The sequence below is a fragment of the Nocardia sp. NPDC057353 genome (assembly GCF_042667085.1).
Taxonomy (GTDB): domain Bacteria; phylum Actinomycetota; class Actinomycetes; order Mycobacteriales; family Mycobacteriaceae; genus Nocardia.
This window is the reverse complement of record NZ_JBHVAK010000074.1, coordinates 1-14,888: the sequence shown is the minus strand read 5'-3', so window position 1 is coordinate 14,888 and position 14,888 is coordinate 1. Positions and strand designations below refer to the sequence as shown.

Genomic DNA, 14,888 nt, shown 5'->3' with positions numbered 1-14,888 from the left:
GCACGGCACCGACAGATGAGCACCGAGCCGGGCGGAACGCTGCCCGTTTGAGGGCGGCGGGGGCGGGAACCCGGTCCGTATCCATCGAGGAAGGGGTTCTGTCATGTTGTTGCGCCGACTCGCGCGACCCTTGCTGGCCAGTGCGTTCGTCGTGGACGGGATCGATACCCTGCGCAATCCGGAGCCGCGGGTGAAAGCAGCGACCGACCTCGTGCAGAAGGGTCAGCGGACGCTGCCGGAGGATGTCGCCACCAAGTTGCCGTCCGATACCGCGACGCTGGTCAAGGTCAATGCCGCCGCCCAGGTCGGGGCGGGCACGCTGCTCGCGCTCGGCAAGACGCCGCGGCTCGCGGCGCTGGTGCTGGCGGCGACGGTCGTGCCTGCCACGATCACCGAACAGGATTTCTGGGCCGAGGAGGATCCCGATCGCAAGTCCGCGAAGCGGGCCGCGTTCCTCAAGGACGTGGCGCTGCTCGGCGGGCTGATGATCGCCAGCGCCGACACCGAGGGCAGGCCCTCGCTGGGTTGGCGCGGCAGGCGGGCGGCGAAGAACGCCGCGGCCACCGTCTCGGCGGCGCTGCCGATCGGGGCGAGCTCGGGCGGCACCGGGGACGCGCTGCGCAAGCACGCGCACGAGGTCGCCGAGGCGGCGCGCAGCGTCGCGGGCACCGCGGGCGCGAAGGGCGCGGTGCTGGCCGAGGTCGCCAAGGACCGGAGCTCCGATCTGGCCGAGGTCGCCAAGGACCGCGGCTCGGATCTCGCCGAGATCGCGAAGGACCGCGGCGGTGACTGGGCCGAGACCGCGCGCAAGCAGAGCCGCAGGGCGGCGAAGAAGGCGCGCAAGCGGGCGCCGGTGCTGGCCGAGGCGGCGCGCGAGCGCGGGGCCGAGCTGGCCGAGATCGCGAAGGATCGCGGCGCGAAGCTCGCCGACGTGGCGAAGGACCGCGGCGCCGACCTCGCCGACACGGCGAAGGATCGCGGCGCGAAGTTCGCGGACCTCGCGAAGGATCGCGGCTCGGACCTCGCCGACACCGCCAAGGACCGCGGCGCGACCTGGGCCGCGCTGGCGAAGGACCGCGGTTCCGATCTGGCCGACACCGCGAAGGACCGCGGGATCGACTGGGCCGAGCTGGCCAGGGATCGCGGCGGCGACTGGGCGGACACCGCGCGCAAGCGCGGCCCCGAGCTGGCCGAGACCGCGCGCAAGCAGAGCCGCAGGGCGGCGAAGAAGGCGCGCAAGCGGGCGCCGGAGCTGGCCGACGCGGCCCGCGAGCAGGCGCTCACCGCGCGCGAGCGCAGCGCCAGGCTGGCCGAGATCGCCCGCGAGCGGGCCCCCGAGCTGGGCGACGCCGCGCGGTCGCGGGCCGAGCTGGCCCGGGATCGCAGCGTGCACCTGGCCGAGCTGGCCAGGGCCCGCGCCGAGGTCGCGCGCGACCGAGCCGAGGCCCGGCTGCGCTGAGTGGAGTTCTCCGACCGCGGGTTTCGCCGAACCCGCGGTCGGAGGCGATTGCCCCGCGGTGCCCGCCTCCGGTACGCGAGCAGACCGCCGGAGCGTGCGCTCCGGCGGTCGCCGTCAGCCGGTCGCGGGCATGTGCCGTTCCCGACGGCCGAGGATGGTCGCCAGCGAGGAGACCCGGCGCAGCCCCTCCCCGGCCCCGCCGATCTCGACCGCCCGGTCCACCGGGCGGGCCCCGGTGATCCAGACCAGCCGCAGCTGCGAGCGGTCCGCCGCGTACTGCGCGTCGAGCAGCACCCGCAGCCCGGCGGCGGCGAGGAACGTCACCGGCGTCAGGTCGACGACCAGCGTTCCCGCCCCGTCCGCGGCCGAGCAGAGCCGCTCGGCGAGCACCGGCGCGGTGGAGAGGTCGATCTCCCCGCCGACGGTGAGCAGGGTGATGTCGCGCCGCAGCCTGGCCTCCGAGAAGCACACGGCCGCATCGGTTCCCGGCGCGACGAGATCGGGCTCCGAGCGGAACGGGCGATCGGCACCTGGCCCTGCCGGATGAGCGGCCATCGAACTCCTCGACCGGGCGGCACGGAACCGGGCCGGGACCGGCCGCCCATGCCTCTCCCGGCTTACAGCGATACCGAGAGCATAGGGCTCCCCGCCGATTTCGTCCGCGTGTCCCTCCCGCGGCGCGGCCGAGAGCCCGACAGAGGTTGTCCCCCAGCATGATCCGAGCGAACGATACCGGACATACCGGCGCTACACGGTGTCCGTCTCCGGGAACAGCGCCGCCAGCGAGTCGGAGACGGCGCCGCAGCCGCTGCACTCGAAGCGCACCCCGAGCGCGAACCACCACTCCAGCCGCAGCACGCAGTTCTCGCAGAGCAGGTCGATTCCGCTCGCCCGGCAGCAGCCGCGGCCGCGCGCCCAGCGATCGGCCCTGGTCGAGCAGGCCGCGCCGTCGATCCGAAGGGTGCAGCGCGGCAGCTCGGCGAGACCGGGCGCCAAGGCATCGAAATGCTGTGCCGCCGTGGTGTTGTCCACCGTTCCACCTTTCTCCGTCGCGCCGTCCACCCCGTTCATCGAGCCCGCGCCGAGCGGTGTTACCGCAGGTGGGGTGGGTCACCCGGTCAGACGGTGCCGCCGGACATGCCGTCCGAGATGCTCAGCGCCTCGCCGTTGAAGCGGGCGCCGTGCGGGCCGACCAGCAGCAGCACCAGCCGGGAGACCTCCTCGGGCTCGATCAGCCCGCCGCTCTGGGCGAACATGGCCTCGGCGTCCTCGCGGGTGGGGTTCTCCAGGTCGGGCAGGAGCACCCGGTAGGTGGCGGGGTTCATCACCATGTCGGTGCGAACGCCGGAGGGCAGCACCGCGTTCGCGGTGATACCCGCGGCCCCCACCTCCAGCGCAAGCGACTTGATCAGCCCGATCACGCCCCACTTGGCGGCGGCGTAGGCGCCGGAGCCGGTGGCGCCCATCCGGCCGACGATCGACGAGGTGGCGACGATCCGGCCCCAGCGCCGCTCCAGCATGGTCGGCAGCACCGCCTTGATGCTGTGGAAGACGCCGGAGAGGTCGATGTCGACGGTGTCGCGCCAGGTGCGCTCGTCGGTGTCGGCGATGGTGCCGTGCGCCGCGATGCCCGCGTTGGCCAGCAGGATGTCGATCCGGCCGAACTCGCGCAGCGTCTCGGCGGCCACCCGCTCCATGTCGTCGCGGCTGCGCACGTCGGCGCGCACGGTGTGGCAGCGCCCGCCCGCCGCGCGCACCAGCTCCGCGGTCTCGGCGAGGTCACCGGGGGTGGCGAGCGGGTACTGCAGCCCCGGCAGCGGGGCCGCGAGGTCGGCCAGCACGATGTCGGCGCCCTCCCCGGCGAGCATGACCGCGTGCGAGCGGCCCTGCCCGCGCGCTCCGCCGGTGATCACCGCGACCCGGCCGTCCAGCTGTCCCATGCCCGCTCCTCGCCAGAGAATGTGGTCCCGATCACCGGCGACCCTACGCGCGCGGACCGACGCGCACGGCGACCCGCTGCGCGGACGGGAGCGGCGCGTCGTACCATGCGTCACAATCCGCGCACCCGTCTCGAGGACGTGGCCGTTCCGGCGGCGACACCTTCCGCCCGTTCGTGGGTGGACGTACGAATCCACAGATTGAGAGCACTGCGCCGTGAAACTCGACCAGGACGAACACCGGACCGTCGACGACCTGCTCGGCGGTGGCGTCGCGACCGTCGTCGAACCGGACGAGCCGGAACCGCTACCGGAGCAGGCGCCCCCGGCGGGCGACGACGCCACCGCGGCCCGCTTCGCGCTGCCCGGGCTGCGCAGGCTGATGCGCAACGCCGCCGGGCTCTCGCCGGACTCCATCGACCTGCTCGCCGCCATCACCGACCGGCTGCGCGCCGCCGAGGGCGCGCTCGCCGACCCGGCGACCAACGATTCGGTGCGCTGACTACATCCCGTTGACGTCGATGATCGGCGCCGGGTAGTCGGCGAGGGCGCGCCACGGCCGGTGGATCTCGGCGCCGGGCAGGTGCGCCAACTCCGGAATGTAGCGGCGCACGTAGGCGCCGTCCGGGTCGTAGCGCTCGGCCTGGCGCAGCGGGTTGAGCACCCGGTTCGGCCTGGTGTCGGTGCCGGTGCCCGCGACCCACTGCCAGTTCAGCTGGTTGTTGGCGATATCGCCGTCGACCAGCCAGTGCAGGAAGTGCGCCGCGCCGACCCGCCAGTCGATCCGCAGCGACTTGCTGAGGAAGCTGGCGGTGATCAGCCTGCCGCGGTTGTGCATCCAGCCCTCCTCGTGCAGCTGCCGCATGGCCGCGTCCACCAGCGGGTAGCCGGTGCGCGCTTCCTTCCAGGCCGCCGCGGACTCGGGGTCGTCGCGCCACTCGACCGGGCCGGGGCGGTAGTCCTTCGCGGCGGCGTCCGGGCGGCCGCCGAGCAGCTGCGCGTAGAAGTCCCGCCAGGCCAGCTGCCGGACGAAGGCGTGGCCGCCCTCGGTGTCCATGTCCACCCGGTGCACCAGCTCCGTCGGCGAGAGGCAGCCGAAGTGCAGGTACGGCGAGATCTTGGAGGTGGCGTCGCCCGCCAGGTCGTCGTGGTTCGCGGCGTACTGCCCGACCGGCCCGGCCAGCCAGTCCCGGACGATCTTGCGCCCGGAGGTCTCGCCGCCGACCGCGAGCCGCGGCGACGGCTCGCCCCGGCTCAGCGCTGCGGCGTCCGGCAGCGGCTCGCCGCGCACCTCGGGCACGGTGAGCGCGCGCGGCTTGCCGAGCGGGCGGCGCTGGTGGGTCTGGGTCCAGCGGCGGAAGTACGGCGAGAAGACGGCGAAGTGGTCGCGGCCGGTGGAGGGGGTGAGCACCTCGGGGTCGGCCGCGGTGACCACGGCGGCGTGCACGACGAGCGCGCGACCGTCGGCGGCGAGGCCTGCGCGCAGCGCGCGCTCCCTGCGCGAGCTGTAGCCGCTGGCGTCGGCGGCGACGTGCACCTCGGCGGCGTCCACCTCGGCGGCCAGCCGGACCACCTCGTCGACGACCCGGCCGCGGCGCAGGATCAGCCTGCCGCCGATAGTGCGCAGCTCGGCGTCGAGCTCGTCCAGGGCGGCGAGCAGGAACCGGACCCGGTTGGGGGCGGCGTACCCGCCGCCGAGAATGGCGTCGTCCAGCACGAAGACCGGGACGACGGCACCGCACCCGCGGTGGGCCGCGGTCAGCACCGGGTTGTCGTGCACCCGGAGGTCCCGGGTGAACAGGGCGAGTGCGGTGCGCGCCGTCACCGCCGGGTCACCGGGTGCACAGCGGGGCGACGGTCTCGATGCCGCCGGTGGTGGGCGAGGTCAGGTAGATACACGGGCTCTGGCCCGCCGCCTCGATGGCGCCGCGCACCTGGTCCCAGGTGGCGTCGTCCAGCGCGGGGGTCCGGGACAGCACGAAGCCGGAGAGCCGCGAGGGGTCGGTGACGACGGCCCACGAGTAGTCAGGGCCGAGCGCGGTCACGATGTAGTTCGGGGCGCCCGCCGGGTCCTCCTGGAACGGGACGTTCGGGAACTCCACCCGCAGCTGCGCCTTGCTCACCTGGTCGACGACGCGCGCGGTGCCGCGGATCTCGTTGCTGCCGCCGTCCCAGGTGGTGCAGCGGTTGAAGACACCGACATTGCCTTGCGGGTCGAGGGTGTAGGTGGCCTTGGTGTCGCGGGCGCACTCCAGGTTGAACGGCGCGGGCACCGCGGCCAGCTGGTTCCAGGTGCCGAGGTAGCTGTTCACGTCCAGCGCGGGGACCGGGGCCGGGCCCGCCGCGGCGGCGGGGCCCGCGGTGAGCGCAGGGGCGAGCGCGGCGGCGGCGGCCGCGGCGAGCGCGACCACCCGCGCCCGGCGCCGGGTCGTCGGTCGTTGCGTGCGGAATGGGTTCACCGGAACTCCTCGTTCTCGAACGTCACTGCCCATCGTAACGGAAACGATGCATAATCGATTCATTCCGTGGGCGGGCGCGCCCCGGTTCGGGCAGCACGTCCGCCGGATACCCCGGACGCCGCGCGCTACCCAGCCCCACCGTGAGGAGGACCGATGACGGGGATCGCCTACAGCGGGCAGAATGAGGTCATGCCCGCCGGTTCCACCCCAGTGACCGATACGGCCGGCTACACCGTCCGCGCGGTGGCCGACCGCCTCGGCATCCCCACCGCCACGCTGCGCAGCTGGACCCGCCGCTACGACATCGGCCCCGCGCAGGAGCGGCCGGGCAAGCACCGGCTCTACTCCGAGGCCGACATCGCCCAGCTCGGTCGGATGCTCACCCTGATCAGGGAGGGCGCCAGCCCCGCGGGCGCCGCCGCCGCGGTGCGCGGCCACGCCCCGCTGCGCGGTGACCGCACCGGGCTGCTCGCGGCCGCCTTCGCGCTGGACACCGCCACGGTCGGGGCGATCGTGGAGGCGCACGTGCGCGCCTTCGGCGTGGTGGACACCTGGGACCTGGTGTGCCGCCCCACCTTCGCCGACATCGTCGCCCGCCAGCTCGGCGGCGAGCGCTGCATCGACGTCGAGCACATGCTCTCCTGGAGCATCACCTCGGTGCTGCACCGCAGCTGCCCGCCGCCGGCGGGCGGGCCGATCACGGTGGTGCTCGCCTGCACCGGCGGGGAGACGCACACGCTGCCGCTCGAGGTGCTGCGCGCCGCGCTCGCCGAGCACGGGATCGGGGCGCACATGCTCGGCGGCGACGTGCCGAGCTCCGCGCTGGCCGACACGCTCGGCCGCGCCACCGCGGCGAAGGCGGTGCTGCTCTGGTCGCAGCAGGAGCAGACCGCGCTCACCTCGGCCGTGCTGGCCTGCATCGATGCGGGTGCGCGGGTACTGGCGGGCGGGCCCGGCTGGGAGTCGGTCATCCTGCCGGACGGCGCCCGCCGGGTCGGCAGCCTCGCGGACGCGGTCGAGAAGCTGCGCTGATCGGCGGTGCCCAGCCGTCCCCGGACGAGCGGCGCTGCGGTGCGGAGTGGCCCCGGATCGGGGCCGAGAAGCGGCCGCACCGCGAGGCGGCGCGCACGACCAGCGCGTGCAGCGCCGCTGCGGTTCAGCCGCGGGCGGTGCGGCCGAGGACGTGGCGCAGGGCGGAGTCCAGGTCGGGGTTGCGGAAGCGGTGCCCGGCGGCGCGCAGCCGGGCAGGCTCGACCCGCTGACTCGCCGCCGCCACCTCGCGCGCCCCCTGCTCGCCGAGCAGCAGCGCGGGCCCGAACTTCGGCACCGGGAGCAGCGCCGGGCGGTGCAGCACCCCCGCCAGCACCTTCGTGTACTCGGCATTGCGCACCGGCTCCGGCGCGACGGCGTTGACCGGGCCGCTCAGGCTCTCGTCCCAGAGCGCGCGATGGTAGACGTCGACCAGGTCGTCGATCCCGATCCAGGAGAACCACTGCCTGCCGTCGCCGATCCGCCCGCCGAGCCCGGCGCTGAAGAGCGGCCGCAGCAGCCGCAGCGTCCCGCCCGCGGGCGACTGCACGATCCCGGTGCGCACCGCGACGGTGCGCACCCCCGCCTCGGTCGCGGGCCGCAGGTCGGCCTCCCAGTCCGCCACCACGTCGGCGAGGAACCCGTCGCCGCGGCCCGCGTCCTCGGTGAGCGTCTCGTCGCCGCGGTCGTAGCCGTAGAAGCCGATGGCCGACGCGCTCACGAAGCCGCGCACCCCCGCCCGCACGGCGACCTCGGCCAGCCTCCGGGTCGGCCCGATCCGGCTCTCCGCTACCGCCTTCCGGTGCGCGTCGGTGAAGCGTCCCGCGATCGAGGCGCCCGCCAGGTGCACCACCGCGTCGACGCCGTCGAGCAGGTCGGGCGCGGGGTCGTCCGGCTGCCAGCGCCGCTCGTCCGCGGTGCGCGGGGCATGCCTGACCAGGCGGAGCACCCGGTGCCCCCCGGTGCTCAGGAAGGCCGCGACCGCCGAGCCGACCAGCCCGGAGGCGCCGGTCACCGCGACGGTGCCGGGCCGGTAGCCGTGTTCGGCCGCGGCGGCGTGCGCGGCCAGGTCACCGGCGAGCTGGCGGTACCGGTAGTCGAACATGGCGCGCAGGGCGAGCTCGGGCACGGTGCTCTCGACCCGGTCGATCACCCGGGTGTGCCCGGCGTCGACCTCCTCGAAGTCGTGCACGTGCCGCCAGCGCAGCACGGTGCCGGCCGGGGCGGAGGCGATGCCGTCCACCGCGATCTCGTCGACGAAGCGGTTCGGCGGGTCGTACTCCGCCGCCCGGTGCCGCGCCACCCAGCGCAGCCCGCCGGGCAGCCGCAGCACCGCCGTGCCGTCGCGCAGCGAATCGGCCTCGGCAGCCAGCGTCACCGGCTGCCAGGGCGGGGTGAGCCGGGCGAACGCCCCCGGCCTGCCGTACCACGCGAAGACCTCGGAACGCGGCGCCGGGACGACGGCGCTCGACTCGATTCCCATGTTCCGACAGTAGCCGCCGGACGGCCCCGCGAAACGTTCGCGCATCGTTCTGCAATAAATGCAACACGTTCTAGAATTGCCGGATGGCACCGGAACCCGCCCCCGCCCGCGACGACCTGCTCACCGCCGTGCTGGCCTCCCCCGCCGCGGTGGCGGCGAAGGACCGGGCCGGGTGGCTCGCCCTCTTCACCCCGGAGGCGGTGGTGGCGGACCCGGTCGGCTCGCGCCCGCATGTCGGGCTCGACGCGATCGGCCGCTTCCACGACACCTTCATCGCGCCGAACACCATCACCTTCGAACCGGAGGCCGATATCGTCGCGGGCCGGACCGTGCTGCGCGACCTGGCCATCACCATCCGCATGTCCACCGGCGCCACCGTCCTGGTGCCGATGCACCTGCGCTACGACCTGGTGTGGCACGAGGATGCCTGGCGCATCGCGCAGCTCGCCGCGCACTGGGAGTTCACGCCGATGGTGCTGCGGCTGCTCGGCACCGGGCCGCGCGGGTTGGGCGCCGGGACGCTGCTCGGCGGGCAGCTGCTCACCCACCTCGGCCCCGGTGGTGCGCTCGGCATGCTCGGCGCGGTGCGCGGGGTCGGGTCGCGCGGGCGGCGCAGCGCGGAGCGGGCGCTGCGCGCCGCCGCCGACGGGGATGCCGCCGCGCTGGCCGGCGTGGCGACGGAGCTGCCCACCGGCCGGGTGCGGCCCACCGAATTCGCCGCCTACCTGCGCGGGGCGACGATCGGGGACAAGGTGCTCGCCGCGGGCCGGACCGTCACCGCCTCGGTCCGGCTCGGCGACCGCCCCGCCGTCGCTATCGCGGAGTTCCCCGGGCGCAGGCTCGCCACGCTCCGGCTCATCGCCGAGTAGGTCTCCGGGTCGAGCGCGAGAGCCGCGGCGCCCGGCCCGGGCGCACCCGGATCCTCACGAAGACCCGCACGGCTCAGGCGACGGCGTGCCGGGACCGGACCGGCTCCGAGCGGTACCGCGCCCGCGGCCCGTCGATGCCGAGCGCGCGCCAGAGCCGCCGGGTCACCGGGGTCATGAGCCCGAGGTCATCGGCGAGCGCGCGGACGTCGGTGAAGTACCCGGCCAGGATCCGCTTGGCATCCGGCGAGCGCCAGAACGCCTCGCGGAGCACCTCGTCCGGGATGTCGAACTCGCGGGCGAAGGAGCGCGGCGGCACCATGATCTCCCCGGCCAGCCAGCGCATGGCGATCGGGAAGGCGACCCCGCAGACGGCGGTCGTGACCGGCCCTAGCTTCGGCACCTTCGCCTTGAGGAACTCGTTGGCGAAGGAGATGTGCCGCGCCTCCTCGGCGATGTGGATCTCCATGGTGCGCAGCACCGCGGGCGGCAGCTCGGCGCCGCGCCGGATCAGCGCCTTCTGGTAGTGGTCGATCGGCTCCTCGCCGCCGAGGATGCCCATGAAGAGCACGACGTGCGCGTACCCGCCCGCGACGCCGATCAGCGGGGAGAGCCGCCGGAACAGCGGCCGCATGCCCGGCACGTCCACCCCGATGCGGTTCACCAGCTCCTGGAACATCTGGATGTGGTTGCACTCCTCGGTCATCTCGTGCATGCAGTACCGGAACTCCGGAGCGCCGTTCGGCAGCTTCATGGCGTACTGCATCATCCCGCGGATCAGGACGCTCTCGAAGGCGGCGCCGACCTTGATGGCATTGGCCATGCGCCACTTGCCGATCTCGATCTGCCGCTCCCGCGGCAGGTTCTGATACCACGCGGTGGCGCCGAGCGGGTCCAGCTCCGGGATGAGGATCCAGCGCGGGTCGTCCGGGTCGATGGCGAGCTCCGGGGAGTCCCAGTCGATGTCCAGGTAGGGGTCGAACTTGCGGTGCACCGAGCCCTCGGAGAGGGTGCGCACCATATCGCGGTACGCCTCGGCCCGATCTGAAGTGGACAGCGTCATCGGTGTCTCCTCACGTTCGCGGGTGTGATCCGCCGCACCCTCCAATTTAGCGAAACTCACGGTATCAGTAAACAGCCATACGGAGATACCGAGCAGTTTGCTGATGGGCTAGGATTCGAACATGAGTTCGACGGACGACGAGCTGCCCGCGGCCGGACCCGCCCGAACCACCCCGCGCGCACGGCCCATACCGCGCACCGAGGGCACCGAGCCCGAGCTGCGTTTCCCCAGCGCGACGGGGCATTACTACCGCACCGCGACCTATCCGCCGCGCCCGGTCTGGGTGCGGCTGGACGCCATCCTGATCCGCGATCCCGGCACCCCGAAGCACGTCAACGGGGCCGGGGTGGAGATGAACGGGGAATGCGCGGGCACGCTCACGCACTGGGTGCCGACGGTGGACGGCTTCTGGCTGGGCCGGGTCTCCTACACCGTCCGCTATGCCGACGGCCGCCCGCCGCTGCAGGTGCGCGACCAGCTCGTCCCCGCCTACGCGCTGCGCCCCCGCGACCTCGGCTGAGGCGCGGCCCGACGAGATCGCGACCTCGGCCGAGCCGCGGCCCCGGCGAGATCACGGCACCGGCCGAGGTGCGGCCGCGGCGAGATCGCGGCATCAGCCCGGATCAGCTCGGTATAAGCACCGCGGGGTCGACGAAGCGCGGGTCGAGCGGCGCGGCGGTGCCGTACTCCCCCGCGCCGTCCCAGGACTCCTCGCTCTCCGCCATCCGCTCGACCAGTGCGAAGAACCGCTCCTCGAGCGGGCGCAGCCAGGCGATCGCGGCGGCGAGGTCGGCCTCGGCGACGAAGCGCGCGCCATCGCGCCCGACGGTGAGCACCGCCAGCCAGCCGGGCCACTCCGGACCGGGCAGGTTGCCCGCGGTCTCGGCCCAGAACAGCACCGGATGCCGCGCGTCGTCGCTCGCGAGCAGGCCCGCCGCGGCCAGCGCGAGCAGCGCCGTGTGCACGAAGGACTCGAGGTAGCCCATGAGGTCGCAGAGGTACATCCGCAGCGCCCCGTCCTCGTGGGTGAGTACGCAGGACACCGGCGAGCCCGCGGCGGCGCCGGTGACGCAGCCCGCGAAGAATTCGCGCACGGTGACCTCGGGGGTGGCGGCCTGCCAGGCGTCGGCGGCGCGGCGGCCGTCCCAGTACCAGCCGTCGAACATGGCGTCGGGGTCGGCGATCGCCGCAGGCGCCGGGATCGGGGTGTCGAGCCAGCGCTCGAAGTCCGCCCTCGCCATAGGAATGCGGGTGGCCAGCAGGAAGCTGTCCGACACGGGCTCTCCTCACAACGCAGATCGCCGGAGCCGGAACGATTTCCGGCTCCGGCGAGGGAGCGTAGCAACGGGGGTGTCAGACTCCGGCGAGGAAGGGGTAGTCGGTGTACCCCTCGGCGCCGTCGGTGTAGAGGAAGGCGGGGCGCAGCGGGTTCTCCGGGTGCGCGCCGCGCCAGCGGTCGGCGAGGTCGGGGTTGGCGATGAGCGCGCGCCCGACCGCGACGGCGTCGGCGTGCGCCTCCTCGATCAGCGCCAGCGCCTCGGCGCGGGTGGTCGGCGAGGAGAAGCCGCTGTTGCCGATGATCGGCCCGGCGAACCGCTCGCGCAGCTCGCGCACCAGCTCGCCCGCGGGCTCGGCGTGCAGCACCGAGAGGTAGGCCAGGCCGAGCGGGCGCACCCGGTCCAGCAGCGCACCGTAGGTGGCGCGGACGTCGGCGCGGTCGGTCTCGTAGGCGTCCTGGATATTGTGCTCCGGCGAGATGCGCAGCCCGACCCGGCCCGCGCCGATCTCCGCCGCCACCGCCTCGACCACCTCGGCGACGAAGCGCGCCCGGTTCTCCGGCGCGCCGCCGTAGCCGTCGGTGCGGTGGTTCGCGGCCGGGCTGAGGAACTCGTGCAGCAGGTAGCCGTTGGCGCTGTGCACCTCGATGCCGTCCAGCCCGGCCTCGACGACGCGGCGGGCGGCGGCGACGAAGTCGTCCCGGACGGCGTGCGCCTGCTCGACGGTCAGCTCCGCGGGCACCGGGTACGGGTGCTTGCCGGACGGCGTGCGGGCGACGCCGTCGATGGCGATCGGGCTCGGCGCGGTGATCGGCCCGCCGCCGTTGATCTCCGGGTGCGATACCCGGCCCGCGTGCATGACCTGCATGACGATCCGCCCGCCGCGGGCGTGCACCGCCTCGGCGACCCGGCGCCACCCCGCCACCTGGGCGTCGGTGACGATGCCCGGCTGCCCGACGAAGGCCTGCGCGTCCCGCGCGGTGTAGGTGCCCTCGGTGATGATCAGCCCGGTGCCCGCCCGCTGCGCGTAGTGCTCGGCGACCAGCTCGCCGGGAATGCCGTCGGGCCCGGAGCGGCCGCGGGTGAGCGGCGCCATGACCAGGCGGTTGGCGAGTTGCAGGTCTCCGAGGGTGACGGGGGTGAACAAGTCCATGCTCCGACGCAACCGCCCGGCCGCCGGGAGGATTCCGGGGCCGGGCGGTTTGCGAGATGTGTCACCGCGGGCAGTTGACCACGTACTCCCAGACCGTGTCGACCCCGCCGGTCACCCGCACCGTCACTGCCGTCGCCGCCCCCGGCGGCAGCGTGACCACGACCGAGCCGGTGCCCTCATTGGTTTCGTCGCCGACCCACCCGGTGCTGTACACCGGCGTGCCCTCGTAGAACACGTCGATCAGGTCCGGCACGTCCACCGTCTCGTAGGCCAGCACGAAGGACGTAGGACCGCTGCGGCCGAGCTCGTGCCGCGTCGTGGTGACGCCGTCCTCGCCCGCCTGCGTCGACTGGTTGCACTGCTGGGTCTGGATACCGCCGCCGCCCCCCGATCCGGTGTCCGGGAGCCCCAGCCCGAGCCCGAGACCGTCCAGCACGGCGCTCCCGCTGTCCAGGATGCCGCTGCCGCTGTTCAGGATCCCGCTGCCGGTGTCGATGACCCCGCCTGCGCTCCCGGTGTCGACCCCCGCGCTCCCGGACGGCTGCGCCGACACCCCGGCGGCGCCACCGGCCGTGACCAGCACCGCCAGCGCGCCCGCGGTCGCCATCCGCCGAATACCGTTCATGCCCAACTCTTTTCCCTCCGCGAATCCACTCGTTCCGTCCTCGGAACAGAGTTCCACCGCGGCAGGCGGGGCGATATCCGTCGTTCGGGGGTCAGCCGTTCGGCCGACGACGGAGCTAGGGTCGAAGCATGGGTGTCATAGGCGAGCTGTTCCCCGGCCGGAAGCTGGAAGACGAGTCCGGGCAGTCCGGTGACGGCCAGTCCCATCGGCCCGCGGTCGAGCTGGACCTGGACTCCGGCGTCGTGCGGCTGACGGCGCCGCGGCCCGCCGAGGAGGGCGATCCCGAGCGGTAGCCACCGACGAAAACGGCCCCCGGAGAATTTCTCCGGGGGCCGATCCCACTAGTAGCGGGGACAGGATTTGAACCTGCGACCTCTGGGTTATGAGCCCAGCGAGCTACCGAGCTGCTCCACCCCGCGTCGGTGAATACAACATTACACACGGGTGCGCCGCCAACGCAAATCGCCCCCCTACCTGCGCCGATCCGCCCGTCCCGCGCGTTCCCAGCCGCGCACCACTCGGAAACGTGAGCCGGGTCACCATTTCGGGGTGATCTCCGGCACATCACGAAGCAATCACGGCCTGTATTCGAATACGGGAATCGCCGAACTCACCAGCGCGTTCGCCAGACGATTGCGGATGAAACCTCTCGCTATTCATCGTTACCGAGGCGTGATCTGACCGAGATTTGCCGTTACGGTCGGTTCCGGCCCGGGGCACATGCGCCGAGCCAGAACACGGATCGCCGAACGCCGGCAACCCTGCCCCGCGGCCGTGTCACCCCGACCTCCTGGGGGCAGGGATACGTGCGATGGGCGCGGCGGTGGGCGCAGGGAGGGAACCCCACATGTCTCGAAACCGGAAGTTCAGCACCCGCGCCCTCGGCTTCGTCGCCGTCACCGGTGCCCTCGTTGCCGTCCCGTTCGGTCTCTCCACCGGAACCGCCTCGGCCGCCACCCACAACTGGGACGGCGTCGCCCAGTGCGAGAGCGGTGGCAACTGGAGCATCAACACCGGTAACGGCTACTACGGTGGCCTGCAGTTCTCGCCGAGCACCTGGCGGGCGCACGGCGGCCAGGGCTCCGCGCACACCGCCAGCAAGGCCGAGCAGATCCGGGTCGCCGAGAACGTGCTCGCCAACCAGGGCATCGGCGCCTGGCCCAGCTGCGGCAAGTACCTGACCCAGGGCAGCTCGAGCGATGTAGCGCCCGCCGCCGAGCCGGAGCCCGCGCCCGCGCCGGAGCCCGCCGCGCCCGCCCCCGTCCCGAACAGCGCCGCAGCGCTGGTCGACCAGGCCAAGGCCGCCGGCGGCGAGCTGGCGAAGCAGTACGGCCTCGAGGGCCCCTTCCAGGCCCTGCTCGAGCAGAACGCAGGCCTGATCGATTCCATCGGGCGGTGACATTTTGCCCGGCTTCGCCGGGCGGGTTCGCGGCCCCTTCGGGGGTCTCGCGGGTCGGCGCTCGAGACTCGCGGCTGCGCCGCATGCGCTTCGAGCGCCGACCCGCGAGACGGGGCCGCGAACGTGGTGGTCATGACC

17 protein-coding genes and 1 tRNA gene are annotated in these 14,888 nt (G+C 73.6%); 7 read left to right on the top strand and 11 right to left on the bottom strand.

Features of this window, described 5'->3' with window-relative positions:
- Positions 1–103 precede the first annotated feature (103 nt).
- Positions 104–1,459: a DoxX family membrane protein gene (locus tag ACFUUZ_RS27925; RefSeq protein WP_378701307.1), complete on the top strand. Its 1,356-nt coding sequence runs from the start codon at positions 104–106 to the stop codon at positions 1,457–1,459.
- A gap of 114 nt (positions 1,460–1,573) precedes the next feature.
- Here ACFUUZ_RS27925 and ACFUUZ_RS27920 read toward each other — a convergent pair whose 3' ends face one another.
- From ACFUUZ_RS27920 to ACFUUZ_RS27910, 3 genes are all read right to left on the bottom strand, one after another.
- Positions 1,574–2,014, bottom strand: a complete 441-nt coding sequence (locus tag ACFUUZ_RS27920; protein WP_378701305.1) for an STAS domain-containing protein — start codon at positions 2,012–2,014, stop codon at positions 1,574–1,576.
- 192 nt (positions 2,015–2,206) lie between these two features.
- Positions 2,207–2,491, bottom strand: a complete 285-nt coding sequence (locus ACFUUZ_RS27915) for a hypothetical protein (protein WP_378701303.1) — start codon at positions 2,489–2,491, stop codon at positions 2,207–2,209.
- Positions 2,492–2,577: 86 nt separating this feature from the next.
- The gene (locus ACFUUZ_RS27910; RefSeq protein ID WP_378701301.1) at positions 2,578–3,399 is read right to left on the bottom strand and encodes a mycofactocin-coupled SDR family oxidoreductase; all 822 of its coding nucleotides are present in this window, start codon (positions 3,397–3,399) and stop codon (positions 2,578–2,580) included.
- 214 nt (positions 3,400–3,613) lie between these two features.
- On the opposite strand from ACFUUZ_RS27910, the gene ACFUUZ_RS27905 reads away from it, so the two are divergent.
- The gene (locus ACFUUZ_RS27905; protein WP_378701299.1) at positions 3,614–3,898 is read left to right on the top strand and encodes a hypothetical protein; all 285 of its coding nucleotides are present in this window, start codon (positions 3,614–3,616) and stop codon (positions 3,896–3,898) included.
- Here the strand turns inward: ACFUUZ_RS27905 and ACFUUZ_RS27900 are convergent, their stop codons facing one another.
- Together ACFUUZ_RS27900 and ACFUUZ_RS27895 are read right to left on the bottom strand one after the other, a co-directional pair.
- On the bottom strand, positions 3,899–5,221 hold the full coding sequence (locus tag ACFUUZ_RS27900; protein WP_378701297.1) for a cryptochrome/photolyase family protein: 1,323 nt from the start codon (positions 5,219–5,221) through the stop codon (positions 3,899–3,901).
- 7 nt (positions 5,222–5,228) lie between these two features.
- Positions 5,229–5,855, bottom strand: a complete 627-nt coding sequence (locus ACFUUZ_RS27895; protein ID WP_378701296.1) for a lipocalin family protein — start codon at positions 5,853–5,855, stop codon at positions 5,229–5,231.
- A 210-nt stretch (positions 5,856–6,065) separates the two neighbouring features.
- On the opposite strand from ACFUUZ_RS27895, the gene ACFUUZ_RS27890 reads away from it, so the two are divergent.
- On the top strand, positions 6,066–6,887 hold the full coding sequence (locus tag ACFUUZ_RS27890) for a MerR family transcriptional regulator (RefSeq protein ID WP_378701294.1): 822 nt from the start codon (positions 6,066–6,068) through the stop codon (positions 6,885–6,887).
- Positions 6,888–7,011: 124 nt separating this feature from the next.
- Here ACFUUZ_RS27890 and ACFUUZ_RS27885 read toward each other — a convergent pair whose 3' ends face one another.
- A complete protein-coding gene (locus ACFUUZ_RS27885) occupies positions 7,012–8,367 on the bottom strand; it encodes a TIGR01777 family oxidoreductase (protein WP_378701292.1) in 1,356 nt (451 codons plus the stop codon).
- A gap of 83 nt (positions 8,368–8,450) precedes the next feature.
- Between ACFUUZ_RS27885 and ACFUUZ_RS27880 the strand changes: the two genes are divergently transcribed.
- Positions 8,451–9,236 carry a nuclear transport factor 2 family protein gene (locus tag ACFUUZ_RS27880; RefSeq protein WP_378701289.1) on the top strand — a complete coding sequence of 262 codons (786 nt, stop codon included), beginning with the start codon at positions 8,451–8,453 and terminating at the stop codon, positions 9,234–9,236.
- A gap of 73 nt (positions 9,237–9,309) precedes the next feature.
- Here ACFUUZ_RS27880 and ACFUUZ_RS27875 read toward each other — a convergent pair whose 3' ends face one another.
- Positions 9,310–10,296 carry a diiron oxygenase gene (locus ACFUUZ_RS27875; RefSeq protein WP_378701287.1) on the bottom strand — a complete coding sequence of 329 codons (987 nt, stop codon included), beginning with the start codon at positions 10,294–10,296 and terminating at the stop codon, positions 9,310–9,312.
- A gap of 121 nt (positions 10,297–10,417) precedes the next feature.
- Between ACFUUZ_RS27875 and ACFUUZ_RS27870 the strand changes: the two genes are divergently transcribed.
- Positions 10,418–10,816, top strand: a complete 399-nt coding sequence (locus ACFUUZ_RS27870; protein WP_378701285.1) for a hypothetical protein — start codon at positions 10,418–10,420, stop codon at positions 10,814–10,816.
- Between the two features lie 103 nt (positions 10,817–10,919).
- Here ACFUUZ_RS27870 and ACFUUZ_RS27865 read toward each other — a convergent pair whose 3' ends face one another.
- The 3 genes from ACFUUZ_RS27865 to ACFUUZ_RS27855 all read right to left on the bottom strand — a co-directional run bounded on the left by ACFUUZ_RS27865 (position 10,920) and on the right by ACFUUZ_RS27855 (position 13,351).
- A complete protein-coding gene (locus tag ACFUUZ_RS27865) occupies positions 10,920–11,573 on the bottom strand; it encodes a hypothetical protein (RefSeq protein ID WP_378701282.1) in 654 nt (217 codons plus the stop codon).
- Positions 11,574–11,649: 76 nt separating this feature from the next.
- Positions 11,650–12,726, bottom strand: coding sequence for an alkene reductase (locus ACFUUZ_RS27860; protein ID WP_378701281.1), 1,077 nt, complete (start codon positions 12,724–12,726; stop codon positions 11,650–11,652).
- A 61-nt stretch (positions 12,727–12,787) separates the two neighbouring features.
- Complete coding sequence (locus ACFUUZ_RS27855) at positions 12,788–13,351, bottom strand: hypothetical protein (RefSeq protein WP_378701279.1); 564 nt, start codon at positions 13,349–13,351, stop codon at positions 12,788–12,790.
- 128 nt (positions 13,352–13,479) lie between these two features.
- On the opposite strand from ACFUUZ_RS27855, the gene ACFUUZ_RS27850 reads away from it, so the two are divergent.
- Positions 13,480–13,644, top strand: a complete 165-nt coding sequence (locus ACFUUZ_RS27850) for a hypothetical protein (RefSeq protein WP_378701277.1) — start codon at positions 13,480–13,482, stop codon at positions 13,642–13,644.
- Between the two features lie 52 nt (positions 13,645–13,696).
- Here the strand turns inward: ACFUUZ_RS27850 and ACFUUZ_RS27845 are convergent.
- Positions 13,697–13,770 (bottom strand) — tRNA-Met (locus tag ACFUUZ_RS27845).
- 428 nt (positions 13,771–14,198) lie between these two features.
- Here ACFUUZ_RS27845 and ACFUUZ_RS27840 point away from each other — a divergent pair.
- Positions 14,199–14,750, top strand: coding sequence for a transglycosylase family protein (locus tag ACFUUZ_RS27840; RefSeq protein ID WP_378701275.1), 552 nt, complete (start codon positions 14,199–14,201; stop codon positions 14,748–14,750).
- Positions 14,751–14,888: the final 138 nt, after the last annotated feature.

Bases quoted from the DNA above. Each gene is read 5' to 3' on its own strand.
- ACFUUZ_RS27925 (WP_378701307.1), top strand. From the start codon at position 104: ATGTTGTTGCGCCGACTCGCGCGACCCTTGCTGGCCAGTGCGTTCGTC.
- ACFUUZ_RS27920 (WP_378701305.1), bottom strand. From the start codon at position 2,014: ATGGCCGCTCATCCGGCAGGGCCAGGTGCCGATCGCCCGTTCCGCTCG.
- ACFUUZ_RS27910 (WP_378701301.1), bottom strand. From the start codon at position 3,399: ATGGGACAGCTGGACGGCCGGGTCGCGGTGATCACCGGCGGAGCGCGC.
- ACFUUZ_RS27885 (WP_378701292.1), bottom strand. From the start codon at position 8,367: ATGGGAATCGAGTCGAGCGCCGTCGTCCCGGCGCCGCGTTCCGAGGTC.
- ACFUUZ_RS27880 (WP_378701289.1), top strand. From the start codon at position 8,451: ATGGCACCGGAACCCGCCCCCGCCCGCGACGACCTGCTCACCGCCGTG.
- ACFUUZ_RS27875 (WP_378701287.1), bottom strand. From the start codon at position 10,296: ATGACGCTGTCCACTTCAGATCGGGCCGAGGCGTACCGCGATATGGTG.
- ACFUUZ_RS27870 (WP_378701285.1), top strand. From the start codon at position 10,418: ATGAGTTCGACGGACGACGAGCTGCCCGCGGCCGGACCCGCCCGAACC.
- ACFUUZ_RS27860 (WP_378701281.1), bottom strand. From the start codon at position 12,726: ATGGACTTGTTCACCCCCGTCACCCTCGGAGACCTGCAACTCGCCAAC.
- ACFUUZ_RS27855 (WP_378701279.1), bottom strand. From the start codon at position 13,351: ATGAACGGTATTCGGCGGATGGCGACCGCGGGCGCGCTGGCGGTGCTG.
- ACFUUZ_RS27850 (WP_378701277.1), top strand. From the start codon at position 13,480: ATGGGTGTCATAGGCGAGCTGTTCCCCGGCCGGAAGCTGGAAGACGAG.
- ACFUUZ_RS27840 (WP_378701275.1), top strand. From the start codon at position 14,199: ATGTCTCGAAACCGGAAGTTCAGCACCCGCGCCCTCGGCTTCGTCGCC.